Below are 15,218 nucleotides of genomic sequence, written 5' to 3'. Positions count from 1 at the left end.
GGCGGGGCCTCTGGGGCGGGTCTCCGGTCGGGGCCGGCCCCGGGCGGGGGGGGGGGGGGGGCGCTGTGGCCGTTAGCCCGCCCAGGCCGTGGGGGTGGGGCCGGGGGCCGGGGGCCCGGGCCCACACCCGTTTCTGGTTCAAGGACGTCACCTTCTTGCCCTTGACCGGTCAACTACCGTCGTTCGAGGCTGATTTGCGGAGAAAAAGCAGGAAGAGGAAGGTAGGAAGAGGGGATTGAATCCACTTCGTCCCATTTTCCCACCGGGAGGCGGCCATGCCCGCACCCATCCTCAAAGAGCACAAAGTCACACTTGAGTCCAAGATCCCCGCGAACGCCGGCGACATGGTGACGCTGCCCGTACGGGAGTACGACGGCACCAAGCCGAACCATCCGCACCAGCCGGTGCTCATGCTGCACGGCAGGAGCGTGCCGGCGCTGGCAGGCTTCGACCTCGCGCCGGTGCCCGGAGGGCTCGCCACCCGGTACAGCTGGGCACAGGAACTCGCGGACGACGGCTACGACGTCTTCATCATGGATCTGCAGGGCTCCGGCCGGTCGCCACGCCCGAGGATGGACGACCCGTGCAACGCCAACCCGGTCCAGCAGCCGGTCCTCGTCCCCAATCCCCTCCAGGCGCCCTGCCCGCCCCCTCCCCCGTACCCGCACCAGCTGGGCAACTCGGAGAGCGAGTGGGCGGAGGTGGACGCGGTGGTCGAGTACATCAGGGGCCTGCCTGGCCGGAAGAAGCCGATCCGCTTCATCGCCTGGTCCCTGGGCGCGGCCATCATGGGCCCCTACACCCTCCAGCATCCCGGCAACGTCGAGAGCCTGCTCCTGCTCGCCCCGGTCTTCCCGCCCAACGGACGATGGTCGGACAAGCCCGACGACCCGTTCGGCCGCCCGGCCGAGGCCCAGACGCTGCCGATGTCCAAACCGTCTGTCACCTGGGGCTTCCCGATGTTCGTCGGCACCAGGACGGGGTTCAGGACCGGGCTCGACGGCAACCCGGACCTGCGCGAGCCGGGCGTCGTGGACCTCGCCTGGGAGGCCTGCATGCGCAGCGACCCCCTCGGCAGCAAGTGGGGCCCCGAAGTCGCCCCGGGTGAGTACGAGGGCATTCTCCGGTACCGGAACACGTACTGGTGGGGCTGGAACAACCGGACGGTGCCGCACGAGAACCCGGCCGGCACACCCGTGCTCGGAAACCGGATTCCCGTGCTCATCGTCTACGGGGAGCGGGACCGGGCCGCCAACAGCCCGGCCACCTTCCCCGACCCCATCCGCTTCTCCGTGCCGGACCTCTACAAGGCAGTCAAGGGACCCCGCAAGCTGATGTTCTGCCTCGAGGGTGCGGGCCACTCGCTGGTGTGGGAGATCACCGCCAAGACGGTGCACCACATGTCGAAACAGTGGTTCAAGAACGGCAAGGTGGAGGGCCAGAGCTCCGGCAGCTTCTTCCGGGATTCGAACGGCGAGCTGATCCCCCTGTAGTGACGGCTTACGTCAGGAAGTCCCGGGCGATGCGCTCCGCCACCCGCTCCAGGATCGGGCCCGCCTCGGCGATGCACTTCGCGACGTCCGGTTCCGCGTCCGTCAGGGGGTAGGCCCGGCGGAAGCCGGCGCGGCCCAGGACCTGGGGTGGCAGGGCGAGGCGGCCGCAGACGGCCACGACGTCCTTGTCCGCGGCGCGGGCCGCCGCTGCGACGCCCGCCGGGGCCTTGCCGTGGAGGGTCTGCTCGTCGAGGGAGCCCTCGCCGGTGATGACCAGGTCGGCACGGTCCAGGGCGGGGGCGAAGCCCAGGACGTCCAGCATCACCTCGATGCCGGGGCGGAACCGGGCTCCCAGCAGCAGGGCGCCGTAACCGATGCCACCCGCCGCGCCCGCGCCGGGCGAGGCGGCGTACTCGGCGGCCTTCGGTCCGGCCGGTCCCTCCAGCACCTTCGCGAAGTGCGCGAGGGCGGTGTCCAGGGCCTCCACGTCGTCCGGCGAGGCGCCCTTCTGCGGGCCGTACACCGCGGGTGCGCCCGTGGGGCCGGTCAGGGGGTTGTCGACGTCGCTCGCCAGGACCAGCTCGACCTCGGCGAGACGCGGGTCGAGTCCCGACAGGTCGGCGGTGGCGAGCTCGGCGAGTCCGCCGCCGCCCGGGGGCACCGGCTCCCCGTCCGCGTCCAGGAACCGGGCGCCCAGCGCCGACAGCATCCCGGCGCCGCCGTCGGTGGTGGCGCTGCCGCCGACCCCGAAGACGATCGTGCGGGCGCCCGCGTCAAGGGCGGCTCGCAGCAGCTCGCCGGAGCCGTAGGTGGACGCCGTGAGCGGGGCGAAGACCCCGGCGGGCAGCCGTTGCAGCCCGCTCGCCTCGGCCATCTCCACGACCGCGGTGCCCTCACGCAGCGCGAACGCCGCCGTCACCTCGTCGCCGAGGGGTCCGGCGACCCGTACCTCCCGGCGGTCGAATCCGGCCGCGACGGCCGCGGCCACGGTCCCGTCGCCGCCGTCGGCCACGGGCAGCGCCTCGACCTCGAGGTCCGGCAGGACCCTCCGCAGCCCGGCCGTGACCCGCTCGGCGACCTCCACGGCCGTCAGCGACCCCTTGAACTTGTCCGCGGCGACGAGCACCCGCTGTGCCTTCCGGGTGCCGCTCACTGCAGCGTCCGCCACTTGCACTCCCCTTGCTCTCCGGGCCCTCACGCATGTCAAGGCCAGTCGCGCCGCTGTGACCTTAACCGCAGGAGCCCCCGCCCGTCAGCCTTTGCCCAACCCCTGGACCGACGTCAGGGGCGCGGGGAACTGCGCGAACAGCCACCGAGCACCGGCAGCCCCGAGCGCGCCGCAAGCCCCCTCCCGAAACGGGTAGACCACAACCATGACCCTCGTTGACACCGGAACGGCGCTCTCCGACCGCATCCTCGGCGGCTGGACCGGCCGCATCGCGGGAAACATGCTCGGCAAGCCGGTCGAACAGGGCGAGGTGTGGACCCGCGACCGCATCGACCGCTACCTCAGACAGGCCGCGGCCCTGCCGCTGACCGACTACCTGCCCGAGCCGATCAGCGAGCACGACGGCTTCGCGATGCGCCCCGAGTGGCGCAGTTGCGTCCGCGGCCGCATCCACGGCAGCTGCCGTGACGACGACGTCGACTACGCGATCCTCGGCCTCGATCTGCTCGAGACCCACGGCTTCGGCTTCACCACCGAGCAGGTCGGCGACCTGTGGCTGCTGCGGCTGCCGTACCTGCAGACGTTCACCGCCGAGCGGGCCGCGTACCGCAACCTCGCAGGCGGGCTCAAGCCGCCACTGACGGCGACGTACGACAACCCGTACCAGGAGTGGATCGGCGCCCTGATCCGGGCCGACGTCTTCGGCTGGACCTGCCCGGGTGTCCCGCGCCGCGCCGCCCTGCTCGCCCGGCGGGACGCGGTGCTGTCGCACACCGGCAACGGGGTCTACGGCGCGATGTGGGCGGCGGCGCTGATCGCGGCGGCGTTCACGGCGCCCACCGTGCGGCAGGCCGTCGACGAGGCCCTTGCCGTGATTCCGGCGAGCAGCCGGCTCGCCCGCGCGGTACGCCGGGTGGTCGCTCTGCACGACACCCGGATGTCCTGGGAGGACACCCTCACCACACTCGCCGAGGAGACCACCGGGATGGGCTGGATTCACTCCGTGCCTAACGCGGCCGTCCTCACCGCCGGCCTGCTCTACGGCGACGGCGACTTCACCCGGACCATCACGCTCACGGTCCGCGGCGGCCTGGACACCGACTCCAACGGCGCGACCGCCGGTTCGGTGGCCGGCGTGTTCGGCGGGGCCGCGGCCATCCCGGACCAGTGGAAGGCGCCGCTGGAGGACACGGTCCGCAGCGCGGTGTTCGGCTTCGACGGGGTACGGATCAGCGAGCTGGCGGAACGGACGCTGCGGCTGGCGGAACAGGCGGCCTGACCGCCCGGGGGACGATGCGGGGAGGTGCTGGTTACCCTGCACCGGTGACTTCCTCTCCTGACTACGCCGCCTACATCGCGTCCCTCCCCCGCGTCCTGGCCGGCGCCGCCGCGCTGTTCCGGGACGACGAGGGCCGTGTGCTGCTCGTCGAGCCGAACTACCGGGAGGGCTGGGCGCTGCCGGGCGGCACCGTCGAGTCCGACGACGGTGAGACCCCGCGGCAGGGCGCGCGGCGTGAGACGGCCGAGGAGATCGGTCTCGACCGTGAGCTCGGCCGGCTGCTGACGGTGGACTGGGTGCAGGGCGCGGGCCGTCCGCCGCTGGTGGCGTACCTGTACGACGGTGGGGTGTTGAGCGAGGACGAGTTCAAAGCCATCCGCCTCCAGGAGGAGGAGCTGCTGTCCTGGCGGCTTGTGGCGCGCGAGGAGCTGACCGAGTACCTGTCAGGCGCCAACAGCGGCCGGGTCCTGGCCGCCCTCGACGTCCTGGCGGACGGGTCGGGGACGGCGGAGCTGGAGAACGGCAGGCGGGTGTACTGACGGGTCCGGCCGCTCACCCCTCGGCGTCCCGTTCGATATCCGCTCGCCGCCGCCCCGCGGACCGGCCTACCCTCGGCGACATGGCCAAACCCCTCGTCGCCCTGCTCACCGGTGCCGGCATCAGCACGGATTCGGGGATCCCTGACTACCGCGGGCCGAACGGGCTGTGGCGGCGGGATCCCGAGGCGGAGAAGCTCGTCACGTACGAGTACTACATGGGCGATGCGGAGATCCGCCGCCGCTCCTGGCTGATGCGGCGGGAGACCGGGGCGCTGCGGGCCGAGCCCAACGCCGCGCACCGGGCGGTGGCCGAGCTGGCGCGGTCCGGTGTGCCGGTGCGGGTGATCACGCAGAACGTGGACGGGCTGCACCAGCTCGCCGGGATGCCCGCCCGCAAGGTGCTCGAACTGCACGGGTCGGCCCGCAGTGTCGTCTGCACCGGCTGCCGCGCCCGCGGCCCGATGACGGACGCGCTGGCCCGGGTCGAGGCAGGTGAGGACGATCCGCCCTGCCTGGAGTGCGGCGGGATCCTGAAGCCGGCGACGGTGATGTTCGGCGAGCGGCTCGACCCCGTCGTCCTCGGCGAGGCGGCCGCCGTCAGCAAGGCCTGTCAGGTGTTCGTCGCCGTCGGTTCGAGCCTCCAGGTGCAGCCCGCGGCCGGTCTCGCCGGTGTCGCCGCCGACCACGGCGCCCGCCTGATCATCGTCAACGCCGAACCGACCCCGTACGACGACCGCGCGGACGAGATCATCCGCGATCCCATCGGCACGGCACTGCCGAGACTGCTGAAGCAGTTCGGGGACGACGGATCCTGATGCTCCAGTCCTGCGTGACCCACCCCGGGTACGGTGAGTGAGCCTCACGCATGCGGCGTCAGATGGTCACGTATCCGGCCCACGCAAACGCTCCATTGGCGTGAGAATCCCGCGTGGGCCTCCAACCGGTCCCAGACCTCCTGGAGCCCGGCCGTGACCACTGCGCCGGGCATCCACAGGTGGGCGAGGTCGAGAATCAGCGGACGCAGCCTCTCCGCCGCTGACACCTCGTCACGATCTGTGCCGGTTCGTTCAGCGGCCGACGTCACCCTGGTGAGCAACCAGTCGTGGAAGGCCAAGTCCTCGCACAAGGTGGTCAGTCGCTCTGGTGACGCGTCGACCGACGGGGGAATCACGAGCCGGAAGGTGCGAAGGCGCTCGTCGATGAGTGTGAAAGCCCCCTGGAAGCGCTGGGAGCCGTGGTCCACGACAGCCGACCAGCGCAGCCGGGTACGCCGAGTGCGCAGCGGCGGATGCTGGTCCAGCAGCCGGGACGCCTGGAGCCGGACGAGCAGCGAGGTATTGACCGCGTTCACGTCCAGGCTGTCGGAGGCGTCCGACTCCACGAAGCTCCTCGCCAGGTCCGCGCGATTTCCGCGGCCGTTCACCTCGACCACTCCCCCGGCTGTTCCAGATAGTGGCCCCAAACCCCAACGCGTTCGGTGACCGTTTCCCGTGCTGAAGACGGCTCGTGTCGCCACCAACATCGTCCTCAGTCGCCTGCCCCTCGTGTCCAGCTCGATCGGAACGCTCAGCGATTCCGATTGCGCGGAGTTGGAGCGGATCTGGGAGCTGGGCTTCGGGCGCCAGAACGAGGTGTTGCCGAACTGCACATGAGGCCCCACCGGGGTGATCGGTCTGCGCCTGCAGACCGAGATGGCCTGCTCAGAAGAGCGCCGACCCGCGTTCGAAGTCCAGCAGGCGCTGCTTGCGCTCCAGGCCGCCGCCGTAGCCCGTCAGGCTGCCGTTCGCGCCGATGACGCGGTGGCAGGGGACGATGATGCCGATGGGGTTGCGGCCGTTGGCGAGGCCGACCGCGCGGGAGGCGGTGGGGGCGCCGAGGGCGTCGGCGAGCTGGCCGTAGGTGCGGGTCTCGCCGTAGGGGATGCGGCACAGCTGGTCCCAGACGGTGCGCTGGAAGGGGGTGCCGGCCAGGCGCAGGGGGACGGTGAACTCCTTGAGGTCGCCCGCGAAGTAGGCCTTGAGCTGCTTCTCCGTCTCCCCGAACAGCGTTTCGTCACGGGTGCCGAAGGTCTCCTCCGCCGGGCGGTGGCGCTGGTCGGTCATGTACAGGCCGCACAGGACACCGTCGTCGGCGACGAGGGTGAGGGGGCCGTACGGGCTGTCGGTCACGGTGTGCTGTTTCATCGAACGTCCCTATACCGGAAGGAAGTTGATCGGGTGGCTGTCGGTCGCCCAGAGGTACTGGACCGCGTAGGCCCGCCAGGGGCGCCAGGCCGCCGCGCGGGCGGTGAGGGCGGCCGGGGTGGACGGCAGGCCCAGTTCCCGGGCGGCGCGGCGGATGCCGAGGTCGGTGGGGAGGAAGGCGTCGGGGTCGCCGAGGGCGCGCATGGCGATGACGTCCACCGTCCAGGGGCCGAAGCCGGGCAGGGCGAGGAGCTCGGCGCGGGTGCGCGGCCAGTCGCTCTCGACGCCCAGGTGGAGGTCGCCGTCGGCGAGCCGGCCCACCAGGGTGGTGAAGGTCGTGCGGCGGGTGCGCGGCATCGCCAGCGACTCGGGGTCGAGCGCCGCGAGGGACCCGGGGGACGGGAAGAGGTGGGTGAGGCCACCCTCGGGGTCCTCGACCGGTTCGCCGTACGCGGTGACCAGGCGGGCCGCGTGGGTGCGGGCGGCGGCGGTGGAGACCTGCTGTCCGAGCACGGCCCGGACGGCGAACTCGGCCTCGTCGACCGTGCGTGGCACCCGCCGCCCGGGCGCCTTGTCCACCAGGGGGGCGAGGACGGGGTCCGTGCGGAGCTGGTCGTCGATCGCGACGGGATCGGCGTCCAGGTCGAGCAGGCGGCGGCAGCGGCTGATGGCGACGGTCAGATCGCGCAGGTCGCTGAGGGTGAGGCGGCAGGCGATGTGGTCGGGGTTCGGGGTGAGGGCCACGATGCCGTGGCCGTACGGGAGGCGCAGGGCGCGGCGGTAGGAACCGTCGCGCCACTCCTCCACACCGGGTACGGCCGTCGCGGCGAGGTGGCCGAAGAGGTTGTCCGGGTTGAGGGGTGCGCGGAACGGCAGCCGCAGGGACAGTGCGCCGGGAGTGCTCGCACCCTGCCGTTTCGGGGCGCGGGCGCGCAGCTCGCTCGGGGACAGGGCGAAGACCTCGCGGACCGTGTCGTTGAAGGTCCGGATCGAGGCGAAGCCGGCGGCGAAGGCGATCTGCGCCATGGGCAGGGCGGTCGTCTCGATGAGCAGCCGGGCCGTCTGGGCGCGCTGGGCGCGGGCGAGCGCGAGGGGGCCCGCGCCCAGCTCGGCGAAGAGCTGGCGTTCGACCTGCCGGGTGCTGTAGCCGAGCCGCCCGGCGAGGCCGGGCACGCCCTCGCGGTCCACGACCCCGTCGGCGATCAGCCGCATGGCGCGGGCCACGAGGTCGGCCCGCTGGTTCCACTCCGGGGAGCCGGGGCTGGTGTCGGGTCGGCAGCGCTTGCAGGCCCGGAACCCGGCCTGCTGACAAGCCGCCGCACTGGGGTGGAAGACCATGTTCTCCGGCTTCGGCGGCACCACCGGGCAGCTGGGACGGCAGTAGATGCCGGTGGTCAGGACGGCCGTGAAGAACCAGCCGTCGAACCGCGCGTCCTTCGAGCGGACGGCGCGCACGCAGCGCTCGGTGTCGGTGTGCATGCCCTTCTGCATGGGTCCAGCATCCGGCACCGGGCGGCGCGGGGCTGGCGAGAATCCGACATCGACGTGTCAGCGCCCCGGCGCCGCGCCCGACCACCGTACCGAGACAGATGAAGATTCATTCATGTGTTCGTGCGGGGCCGGTACGATGACGGCATGGGTCATGGAGCCGTCACCACCGCGCAGGACGCCGCCGAACGCGTACGCCTGGACGCGGACAACGTCGCGAAGGTCGCCACCACGCTCCAGGCCCTGTCCACGCCCTCCCGGCTGCTGATCCTCGCGCGCCTGCGCGAAGGGCCGCTGCCGGCCACGGAATTGGCCGCCGAGGTGGGCATGGAGCAGTCGGCCTGCTCCCACCAGCTGCGGCTGCTGCGCAATCTGGGCCTGGTCGTGGGCGAGCGGCAGGGCCGTTCGGTGGTCTACGCGCTGCACGACCATCATGTCGCCGAGCTGCTCGACCAGGCCGTGTACCACGTGGAGCATCTGCGGCTCGGCATCAGCGACGCCGCCGACTGATGCGGCGCCGCTGTCCCACCGTCGGTTCTAGTCGGTGCCGGTCCGCCGCCGCGAGGCCTCCATCGCCTCGCCCACCCGTGTCAGCGGACGCAGCCGGTAGGTGTACGCGTAGTCGCGGTCGGCGAGCAGCTTGAACTCGGGGTGCGTGTGCGCGCCCCAGCTGTCGTCGCCGCCCACGCCCATCTGGCGGTGGTTGAGCCGCAGGACCACCGCGTCCCGGGGGGTGAGCTGGTAGTCGTGGCGGGCCCCGACGGACAGGTCCTCGGGCGTGAAGTGCGAGGCGTTGACCTCCAGCAGCGGCTCACCGGACACGAGCAGTCCGCGCCCCCTGCCGTCGGTCAGCGCGGCCCAGCGGACGTCGGTCTTGTTGCCGTTCTCCTGGGGGCGCAAGTAGGAGGTCCACTGCCCGGAGACGGTGCCGGAGTACAGGCCCACGTCGGTGGCGTTGTTGCGGTCCCACATGTTCTCCTCGGGGCCCCGGCCGTAGTAGTGCAGCCGGTCCAGGCCCCGCGGGAGGAACAGCAGGGTGCCGACCTCCGGGATGTACGGCAGGTTCGCCGCGCCCGGGTGCAGGGTGTTGTCGACCTTGATCTCGCCGTTGCCGAAGACCGTGTACGTCGTGCTGTACGTGGACTCCGTACTGGTGGGCAGCGTGCCGGTGACGGTGACCTCGACGGCCCGGTCGGCCAGGGGCCGGACGCGTACGTCGGACACCTTCCGCTTCGCTCCGGCGTCGCGCCACGTCTGGTTGCGGGTGTGCTGGCCGTTGCCGTGGTCGTTGTCGGTGGGCGCGCGCCAGAAGTTCGGGACGGGTCCGGAGGTGATGAGCCGGGTGCCGCCCGCCTCGTAGGAGGTGATGGTTCCGGTGCCCTTGTCGACGGTGACGGCGAAGCCCTTGCCCCTGACCGTGACGGTTTTGTCCCCGTCGGTGTGGCTCAGGGCGGGCACGCTCCGCAGCGGGGCGGGCCGCACGGCCGGGCTGTCCGTGTCGAGGGCGAGCTGCTGCTTGGCCACCTCGAAGCCGGCCTTCGCCCACGGGGTGGCCTCCCTCGTGGTGAAGGAGAGCTGGAGGAAGTACTCCGTGCCGGGCTCGGGCCTGGCCGGGACCCGCACCGGGACCTTGATGTCCTTGCTGCTCAGCGGAGCCACGTCCAGCTGGTCGCGGGTCAGCCGGCCCCGCTGGACGACCTTGCCGTCGGCGACCAGGGACCAACGTCCCTCGAACTCGCGAAGGTTGGTGAACAGGTACTCGTTGGCGAGCGTGACGGCACCGGGGCCGCCCGAGGCCGACGTGACGCCGACGGCCTGGTAGATCTGCTTGACCTCGGCGGACTTGCCGGTGAGGCCGCGGTCGGCCGTGACGATGCCGTCGCCGGAGAAGGCACCGTCGTTGGGGTTGTCGCCCCAGTCACCGCCGTAGGCGTAGAACGTCTTGTCACGCGGGCGCTTCTCGGTGAAGCCGGTGGTGGCGGCGTCGAACCAGAAGCGCACGCCCTCGTCGTCGGGCCCTCGCGTGTCCGAGGCCAGCTCCGCGGCGCTCAGGGCGCGGGCGTACACCCGGGCCCGGCGGATGGTGCCGCTGAACTCCCGGGTGGGGTTGTCGACGTCGGTGGCGAGCGACAGGGACGCGGTGTTGTTCGCGGGGCGGCGGGTGGTGGTCCTGGTGCCCCGCGCCTGGCCGTCGACGTACAGGGTGAGCGTGCCCGCGTCCGCGTCGAAGACGCCGGCGATGTGGTGCTCCTTGCCGGTCCAGCCGTCGGGCAGCGCCCAGCTCGCGGTGACCCACTGGCCGCCGCCGTGGATGAAGAACTCCAGGTTCTTGTCGGTCTGCTTGAGGGCGTACTGGGTGTCGCCCTTGGCGACGATGGGCTGATGGCCGCCGGTCACGTCCGGGGTGACCCAGGCCTCCAGGGTCAGGGAGCCGGTGAGGTCGAGGCGGGTGTCGCGGGGGAAGACGGTGCCGCCCGAGACGCCCTTGGCGCGGTCGAAGGTGCCGGCGGGTGCCATGACCTCGCCGCGCAGTGAGCCCGGGCCGGACTCGGTCAGCAGCTTGCGGGTGGGGGTGGGCCAGCGCAGCGCCTGGTCGACGAAGTCCCAGATCCAGCCGCCCTGGAGGACGTCGTACCGGCGGACGATGTCCCAGTACTTCTTGAAGTTGCCGTTGGAGTTGCCCATGCCGTGGGAGTACTCGATCATCACGTACGGCCGGGTGTCGCTCGTGTCCTTGGCGCGCTGCTCGACCCGCTGCGGGCTGTCGTACATCTCGGAGCGGATGTCACTGATGCCCGGGCGGTCGTCGCCCTCGTACTGGATGACGCGGGTGGAGTCGTAGGAGCGGATCCAGTCGTGCATGGCGTTGAAGGTCGTGCCGCCGCCGGCCTCGTTGCCGAGGGACCAGATGACCACCGAGGCGTGGTTCTTGTCGCGGTGGACCATGTTCTGGGCGCGGACCACACACGCCTCGGTCCACTCCGGGTGACCGCTGCCGGGGAACTTGTCGCGGATGCCGTGGGTCTCCAGGTTGGTCTCGTCGACGAGGTACAGGCCGTACTCGTCGGCGAGTTCGAGCCACAGGGGGCTGTTGGGGTAGTGCGAGGTGCGGACGCTGTTGATGTTGAGGCGCTTGATGATCTCGATGTCCTCGACCATCTGCGCGCGGGTGAGCGCCGAGCCGGTGACAGGGTGCATCTCGTGCCGGTTGGTGCCGCGGAAGGAGACCGGCTTGCCGTTGATGCGCATCAGGCCGTCCTTCAGCGCGAACTCGCGGAAGCCGACCCGGTGCGAGAGGGTCTCGACCACCTTGCCGGCCGGGTCGCGCAGGCGGAGCACGGCGGTGTAGAGGTTCGGGTGCTCGGCCGACCACAGCTTGGGGGTGGGGACGGCCCTGGACGCCTCGGCGGTGGCCTCGTCGCCGTCGGGGACGTCGACGGCCCGGTTCATGGGCCGGGGCCAGACGGCGTGACCGCGCGCGTCGTAGAGCTGGGTCTCGACGGTGTAGCGGCCCGCGCCCTCGCCGCCGTAGTCGCGGACCTGTGCGGTGACCTTGAGCTCGGCGGAGGTGTAGCCGTCGCCCAGCGGGGTGTCCAGGCGGAAGTCGCGCACGTGCACGCTGGGCGTGGAGAACAGGTGGACCGAGCGGAAGATGCCGCTCAGCCGGATCATGTCCTGGTCCTCAAGCCACTCCGCGTCGGAGTAGCGGTACACCTCGACGGCGATCTGGTTGGTGCCCGGCTTGAGGTGGGGGGTGATGTCGTACTCGGCGGAGGTGTAGGAGTCCTCGTGGTAGCCCGCCAGCTTGCCGTTGATCCACACGTAGTGGGCGGACTTGACGCCCTCGAAGTGCAGGAAGGTACGCCGGCCCGACCAGTTGCGGGGCACGGTGAACGTGCGGCGGTACTGGCCGACGGGGTTGTAGCGGGTCGGGGCGGCGGGCGGCTGGGCGTTCTCGCCGCCGCCGTTGGGGCCCCACCAGGGGTAGGTGATGTTGACGTAGATCGGGAAGTCGTAGCCGTGCATCTGCCAGGCCGAGGGCACGGGGATGGTGTCCCAGCCGGAGTCGTCGACGTCGGTGCCGTAGAAGTCCGGGTCACGGTCGTCGGGGCGGTCCGCGTAGGCGAACTTCCAGGTGCCGTCGAGGCTCAGCCGGTACGGCGAGCGCTCGCGGTCGCCCTTCAGGGCCTGCCCGAGGTCCGCGTAGGGCATGAGGGTGGTGTGCGGTGGCTCGGTGCCCACCCGGTACACGCTCAGGCCGTCGTTCCACTCCGGAGGGCCGTCCGCTGCCGGGCGCCGGCCGGCCGCGTGCGAGGCGGTGGGCGACGCCGAGAGGGCGAGCGCGCCGAGCACGGCGGCTCCTCCCTCCAGCAGACGACGGCGGCTGACGACGGGGCGGTCGGCGGGGGACGGATGCGGGGGGTGCGGCATGAACGTGGCCTTCCTCGGTTCGACAGGTGCGGTGCTGCACGGACTGAGGGCACGTCAGATGCGATCCTCAACTGCGCACCCGTGGTGGGTGTTTCTGTTGATTCGATTGGCAACTGACGGTGACAGAGCAACTGCTGAGCAGGCACACCCTAGAACTCGCACACAATCGAAGCAATGACCGCGTCGGACTTTGTGCGGTCCTGATGATTCAGGCCATGAGGAGGGCGAGCAGCTCGCTCGTCAGCCGCGCGGGCGCGTCCAGCGGGACGAAAGGGGATCTCGTCGGTGCGGCGCTGGTCGGCCTGCCCGATCTGCCGGGGGAAGGCTGCCTGCCCCTCCTCCCCCGTCCAGGGCCTGACCAGGGCGCACCGGTTCCGGCGCACCGTCCCCGGCCCCGTGAGGAGGCTCTCCCGCGGGGTCCAGTCCTCCGGGATGCCACTCGCTCCCTCTGTCCGTACCGACCCGCGCCCTTTTTGTCATTTCGGCGCGACAGTGCCGCTCCTCCGACCGTAATGTGACCTCATCGGACAGCCCGCACAACAGATCATGGCGGTACCTTTGCCGCGCCGGAAGGAGCGGCCCGCATGAACGGCTACGCGACCTCGGACCGCGACGCCGTCACGGCCGCGCCCGGTGGGCTGCTGGATCTGCTCAAGGTCGCCGCCGTGGTTCTCGACGCGGGCGGGCACATCGCGCTGTGGAGCCCCGAGATCGAGCAGCTGCTCGGCTGGACCGCGCAGGAGGCCCTTCGGCAGCGCGCCGACACCCTCCTGGTCTCCCCCGAGAACCGCCCCCGGGGCAGGGAACTGTTCGCCCAGGTCAGCACGGGGGCGCGGTGGGCCGGTGTGTTCCCGCTGCGGCACCGCGACGGCACGGAACGGGCCGTGGAGTTCCGTACGATGCGCCTCCTGGACCCCGAAGGGCAGCCCCACCTGCTGGGACTGGCCACGGACGCGACGACCGTGCGCCAGGTGGAGCGCGACCTCGCCCTCTCCCACAGCCTCGTCAACCAGACCCCGCTCGGTATCGCCGTCTTCGACAACGACCTGCGCTGGGTCGGCGTCAATCCCGCGCTGGAGCGGATCAACGGCGTGCCCGAGGAGGCCGTGCTGGGGCGCCGGGTCGGGGAGGTGCTGCCGGACCTGGACGTGGCGGCCATCGAGACCCGGATGCGGCACGTCCTGGAAACCGGCAGACCGCTGCTCGACCAGCAGACCGTCGGGCGTACGGCGGCGGACGCGCAGGACCGCGCCTACTCGGAGTCCTACCACCGCATCGAGGACACCGACGGCCGGGTGCTCGGGCTCGCGATGGCCGTGCTGGACGTCACCGAACGCCAGCAGGCCGCGGCCGAGGTCGCACAGGCACGCCAGCACCTGTCGGTGATCGCCGACGCGGGGATGAAGATCGGCACCACGCTGGACCTCCAGCAGACCGCCCGGGAACTGGCCGGCGTGGTCGTGCCCCATCTGGCGGATCTGGCCGCCGTGGACGTCCTGGAGTCGGTCGTGTCCAGGGGCACCATCACGCCCGTGTCGGGCGGCTCCCCTGCCGAGTTCCGGGCGCTGGCCGTCGCGGCCGGTTACCCCACCGACGCCATCCACGCCGCCGACCCGGTGGGCGAGCTCGCCACGTACGGTTCGTCGCGGATCATCACGCAGTGCGTCCGCAGCGCCCGCCCGGTCCTGGTCGAGCGCGTGGACGGCAAGATGCTGCGGCGTCTGGCCCGGGACTCACGCGCCGCCCAGGCCCTGCACGAGGCCGGTGCCCACTCCTACCTGGCGCTGCCGCTGATGGCCCGGGGCAAGGTACTCGGCACGCTCTCGCTGTACCGCACGGTCAACGAGCGCCCCTTCGACGACCGGGACCGGGTGCTCGCCTCGGAACTCGCCGCGCGCGCCGCGATCTGCATAGACAACGCCCGCCTCTACGGCCGCGAGCGCGGCACCGCCCTGACCCTGCAGCGCAGCCTGCTTCCGAGCACGCCCGCCGAGCGGGAAGGGCTGGACATCGCCGCCCGCTACCGCCCGGCCCTCAGCGAGGTCGGCGGCGACTGGTACGACGTCCTCCCGCTGGGTCCGGGACGCACCGGGCTGGTCGTCGGGGACGTCATGGGCAAGGGTGTCCAGGCCGCGGCGATCATGGGGCAGCTGAGCACGGCGACGCGGGCGCTGGCCCGGCTGGACCTGCCGCCCGCCGAGCTGCTGCGGCACCTCGACGACATCGCCGGCTCGCTCGGCGACGCGATCGCGACGTGCGTGTACGCGGTGTGCGACCTGGGGCGCGGCACCTGCGAGCTGTCCAGCGCCGGGCATCTGCCGCCGGTGCTCGCCGGGGCGGACGGCAGTGCGCGGCTCGTCGACGTGCCGGGCGGTGTGCCGCTCGGGGTCGGCGGCGTCGAGTTCGGCACGGTGGAGGTGGAACTCCCCCCGGGGTCCCTGCTCGCCCTGTACACGGACGGCCTGGTCGAGAACCGCGGGGAGCCCATCGACACCGGCCTCGGCACCCTGACCCGGCTGCTCCAGCACGCGGGACCCAGCCTTCAGCGCGCGAGCGACAGTCTGCTCAGCGCGCTGAGTCCCGAGCCGGACGACGACGTGGCTCTGCTGCTGGTCCGCACGCGCGCCTGAGCCGCGA

The 15,218-nt window shown here is 71.8% G+C and carries 12 protein-coding genes; 7 read left to right on the top strand and 5 right to left on the bottom strand.

Annotated features, from left to right (window positions below):
* Positions 1 to 275: 275 nt before the first annotated feature.
* Complete coding sequence (locus ABT116_RS12945) at positions 276 to 1,493, top strand: alpha/beta fold hydrolase (RefSeq protein WP_351631748.1); 1,218 nt, start codon at positions 276 to 278, stop codon at positions 1,491 to 1,493.
* A 7-nt stretch (positions 1,494 to 1,500) separates the two neighbouring features.
* Here ABT116_RS12945 and ABT116_RS12940 read toward each other — a convergent pair whose 3' ends face one another.
* Complete coding sequence (locus tag ABT116_RS12940; RefSeq protein WP_351631754.1) at positions 1,501 to 2,619, bottom strand: glycerate kinase; 1,119 nt, start codon at positions 2,617 to 2,619, stop codon at positions 1,501 to 1,503.
* A 247-nt stretch (positions 2,620 to 2,866) separates the two neighbouring features.
* Here ABT116_RS12940 and ABT116_RS12935 point away from each other — a divergent pair, with 247 nt between their 5' ends.
* From ABT116_RS12935 to ABT116_RS12925, 3 genes are all read left to right on the top strand, one after another.
* Positions 2,867 to 3,940, top strand: coding sequence for an ADP-ribosylglycohydrolase family protein (locus ABT116_RS12935; protein ID WP_351631745.1), 1,074 nt, complete (start codon positions 2,867 to 2,869; stop codon positions 3,938 to 3,940).
* 44 nt (positions 3,941 to 3,984) lie between these two features.
* Positions 3,985 to 4,479, top strand: a complete 495-nt coding sequence (locus tag ABT116_RS12930; protein ID WP_351631742.1) for an NUDIX domain-containing protein — start codon at positions 3,985 to 3,987, stop codon at positions 4,477 to 4,479.
* Positions 4,480 to 4,559: 80 nt separating this feature from the next.
* Entirely contained in the window at positions 4,560 to 5,294 is a 735-nt protein-coding gene (locus ABT116_RS12925) for an SIR2 family NAD-dependent protein deacylase (protein ID WP_351631740.1), read from the top strand.
* Between the two features lie 44 nt (positions 5,295 to 5,338).
* On the opposite strand, the gene ABT116_RS12920 is transcribed toward ABT116_RS12925, so the two are convergent.
* Positions 5,339 to 6,001, bottom strand: a complete 663-nt coding sequence (locus tag ABT116_RS12920; protein ID WP_351631751.1) for an SCO2521 family protein — start codon at positions 5,999 to 6,001, stop codon at positions 5,339 to 5,341.
* Between ABT116_RS12920 and ABT116_RS12915 the strand changes: the two genes are divergently transcribed.
* Complete coding sequence (locus ABT116_RS12915) at positions 5,970 to 6,131, top strand: hypothetical protein (protein WP_351631756.1); 162 nt, start codon at positions 5,970 to 5,972, stop codon at positions 6,129 to 6,131. The two genes, ABT116_RS12920 and ABT116_RS12915, sit on opposite strands and share 32 nt — an antisense overlap.
* Before the next feature lie 48 nt (positions 6,132 to 6,179).
* Here ABT116_RS12915 and ABT116_RS12910 read toward each other — a convergent pair whose 3' ends face one another.
* Together ABT116_RS12910 and ABT116_RS12905 are read right to left on the bottom strand one after the other, a co-directional pair.
* On the bottom strand, positions 6,180 to 6,662 hold the full coding sequence (locus ABT116_RS12910) for a methylated-DNA--[protein]-cysteine S-methyltransferase (RefSeq protein ID WP_351631738.1): 483 nt from the start codon (positions 6,660 to 6,662) through the stop codon (positions 6,180 to 6,182).
* Positions 6,663 to 6,671: 9 nt separating this feature from the next.
* Complete coding sequence (locus ABT116_RS12905; protein WP_351631735.1) at positions 6,672 to 8,153, bottom strand: AlkA N-terminal domain-containing protein; 1,482 nt, start codon at positions 8,151 to 8,153, stop codon at positions 6,672 to 6,674.
* 144 nt (positions 8,154 to 8,297) lie between these two features.
* Between ABT116_RS12905 and ABT116_RS12900 the strand changes: the two genes are divergently transcribed.
* Positions 8,298 to 8,660, top strand: coding sequence for an ArsR/SmtB family transcription factor (locus ABT116_RS12900; RefSeq protein ID WP_351631732.1), 363 nt, complete (start codon positions 8,298 to 8,300; stop codon positions 8,658 to 8,660).
* A gap of 27 nt (positions 8,661 to 8,687) precedes the next feature.
* On the opposite strand, the gene ABT116_RS12895 is transcribed toward ABT116_RS12900, so the two are convergent.
* A complete protein-coding gene (locus tag ABT116_RS12895; protein WP_351631729.1) occupies positions 8,688 to 12,581 on the bottom strand; it encodes a glycoside hydrolase family 2 TIM barrel-domain containing protein in 3,894 nt (1,297 codons plus the stop codon).
* Between the two features lie 584 nt (positions 12,582 to 13,165).
* Between ABT116_RS12895 and ABT116_RS12885 the strand changes: the two genes are divergently transcribed.
* Positions 13,166 to 15,211 (top strand): SpoIIE family protein phosphatase, encoded by a 2,046-nt coding sequence (locus ABT116_RS12885; protein ID WP_351631726.1) that lies wholly within the window; start codon positions 13,166 to 13,168, stop codon positions 15,209 to 15,211.
* The last annotated feature ends 7 nt before the right edge of the window (positions 15,212 to 15,218 follow it).

It is taken from the genome of Streptomyces sp. NPDC002130 (genome assembly GCF_040296465.1).
Lineage (GTDB): Bacteria > Actinomycetota > Actinomycetes > Streptomycetales > Streptomycetaceae > Streptomyces.
Note: the sequence above shows the minus strand (reverse complement) of the source record. Positions and strands in the feature narration are given on the sequence as shown.

Bases quoted from the DNA above. Each gene is read 5' to 3' on its own strand.
- ABT116_RS12905 (WP_351631735.1), bottom strand. From the start codon at position 8,153: ATGCAGAAGGGCATGCACACCGACACCGAGCGCTGCGTGCGCGCCGTC.
- ABT116_RS12885 (WP_351631726.1), top strand. From the start codon at position 13,166: ATGAACGGCTACGCGACCTCGGACCGCGACGCCGTCACGGCCGCGCCC.
- ABT116_RS12910 (WP_351631738.1), bottom strand. From the start codon at position 6,662: ATGAAACAGCACACCGTGACCGACAGCCCGTACGGCCCCCTCACCCTC.
- ABT116_RS12925 (WP_351631740.1), top strand. From the start codon at position 4,560: ATGGCCAAACCCCTCGTCGCCCTGCTCACCGGTGCCGGCATCAGCACG.
- ABT116_RS12895 (WP_351631729.1), bottom strand. From the start codon at position 12,581: ATGCCGCACCCCCCGCATCCGTCCCCCGCCGACCGCCCCGTCGTCAGC.
- ABT116_RS12945 (WP_351631748.1), top strand. From the start codon at position 276: ATGCCCGCACCCATCCTCAAAGAGCACAAAGTCACACTTGAGTCCAAG.
- ABT116_RS12920 (WP_351631751.1), bottom strand. From the start codon at position 6,001: ATGTTGGTGGCGACACGAGCCGTCTTCAGCACGGGAAACGGTCACCGA.
- ABT116_RS12935 (WP_351631745.1), top strand. From the start codon at position 2,867: ATGACCCTCGTTGACACCGGAACGGCGCTCTCCGACCGCATCCTCGGC.
- ABT116_RS12900 (WP_351631732.1), top strand. From the start codon at position 8,298: ATGGGTCATGGAGCCGTCACCACCGCGCAGGACGCCGCCGAACGCGTA.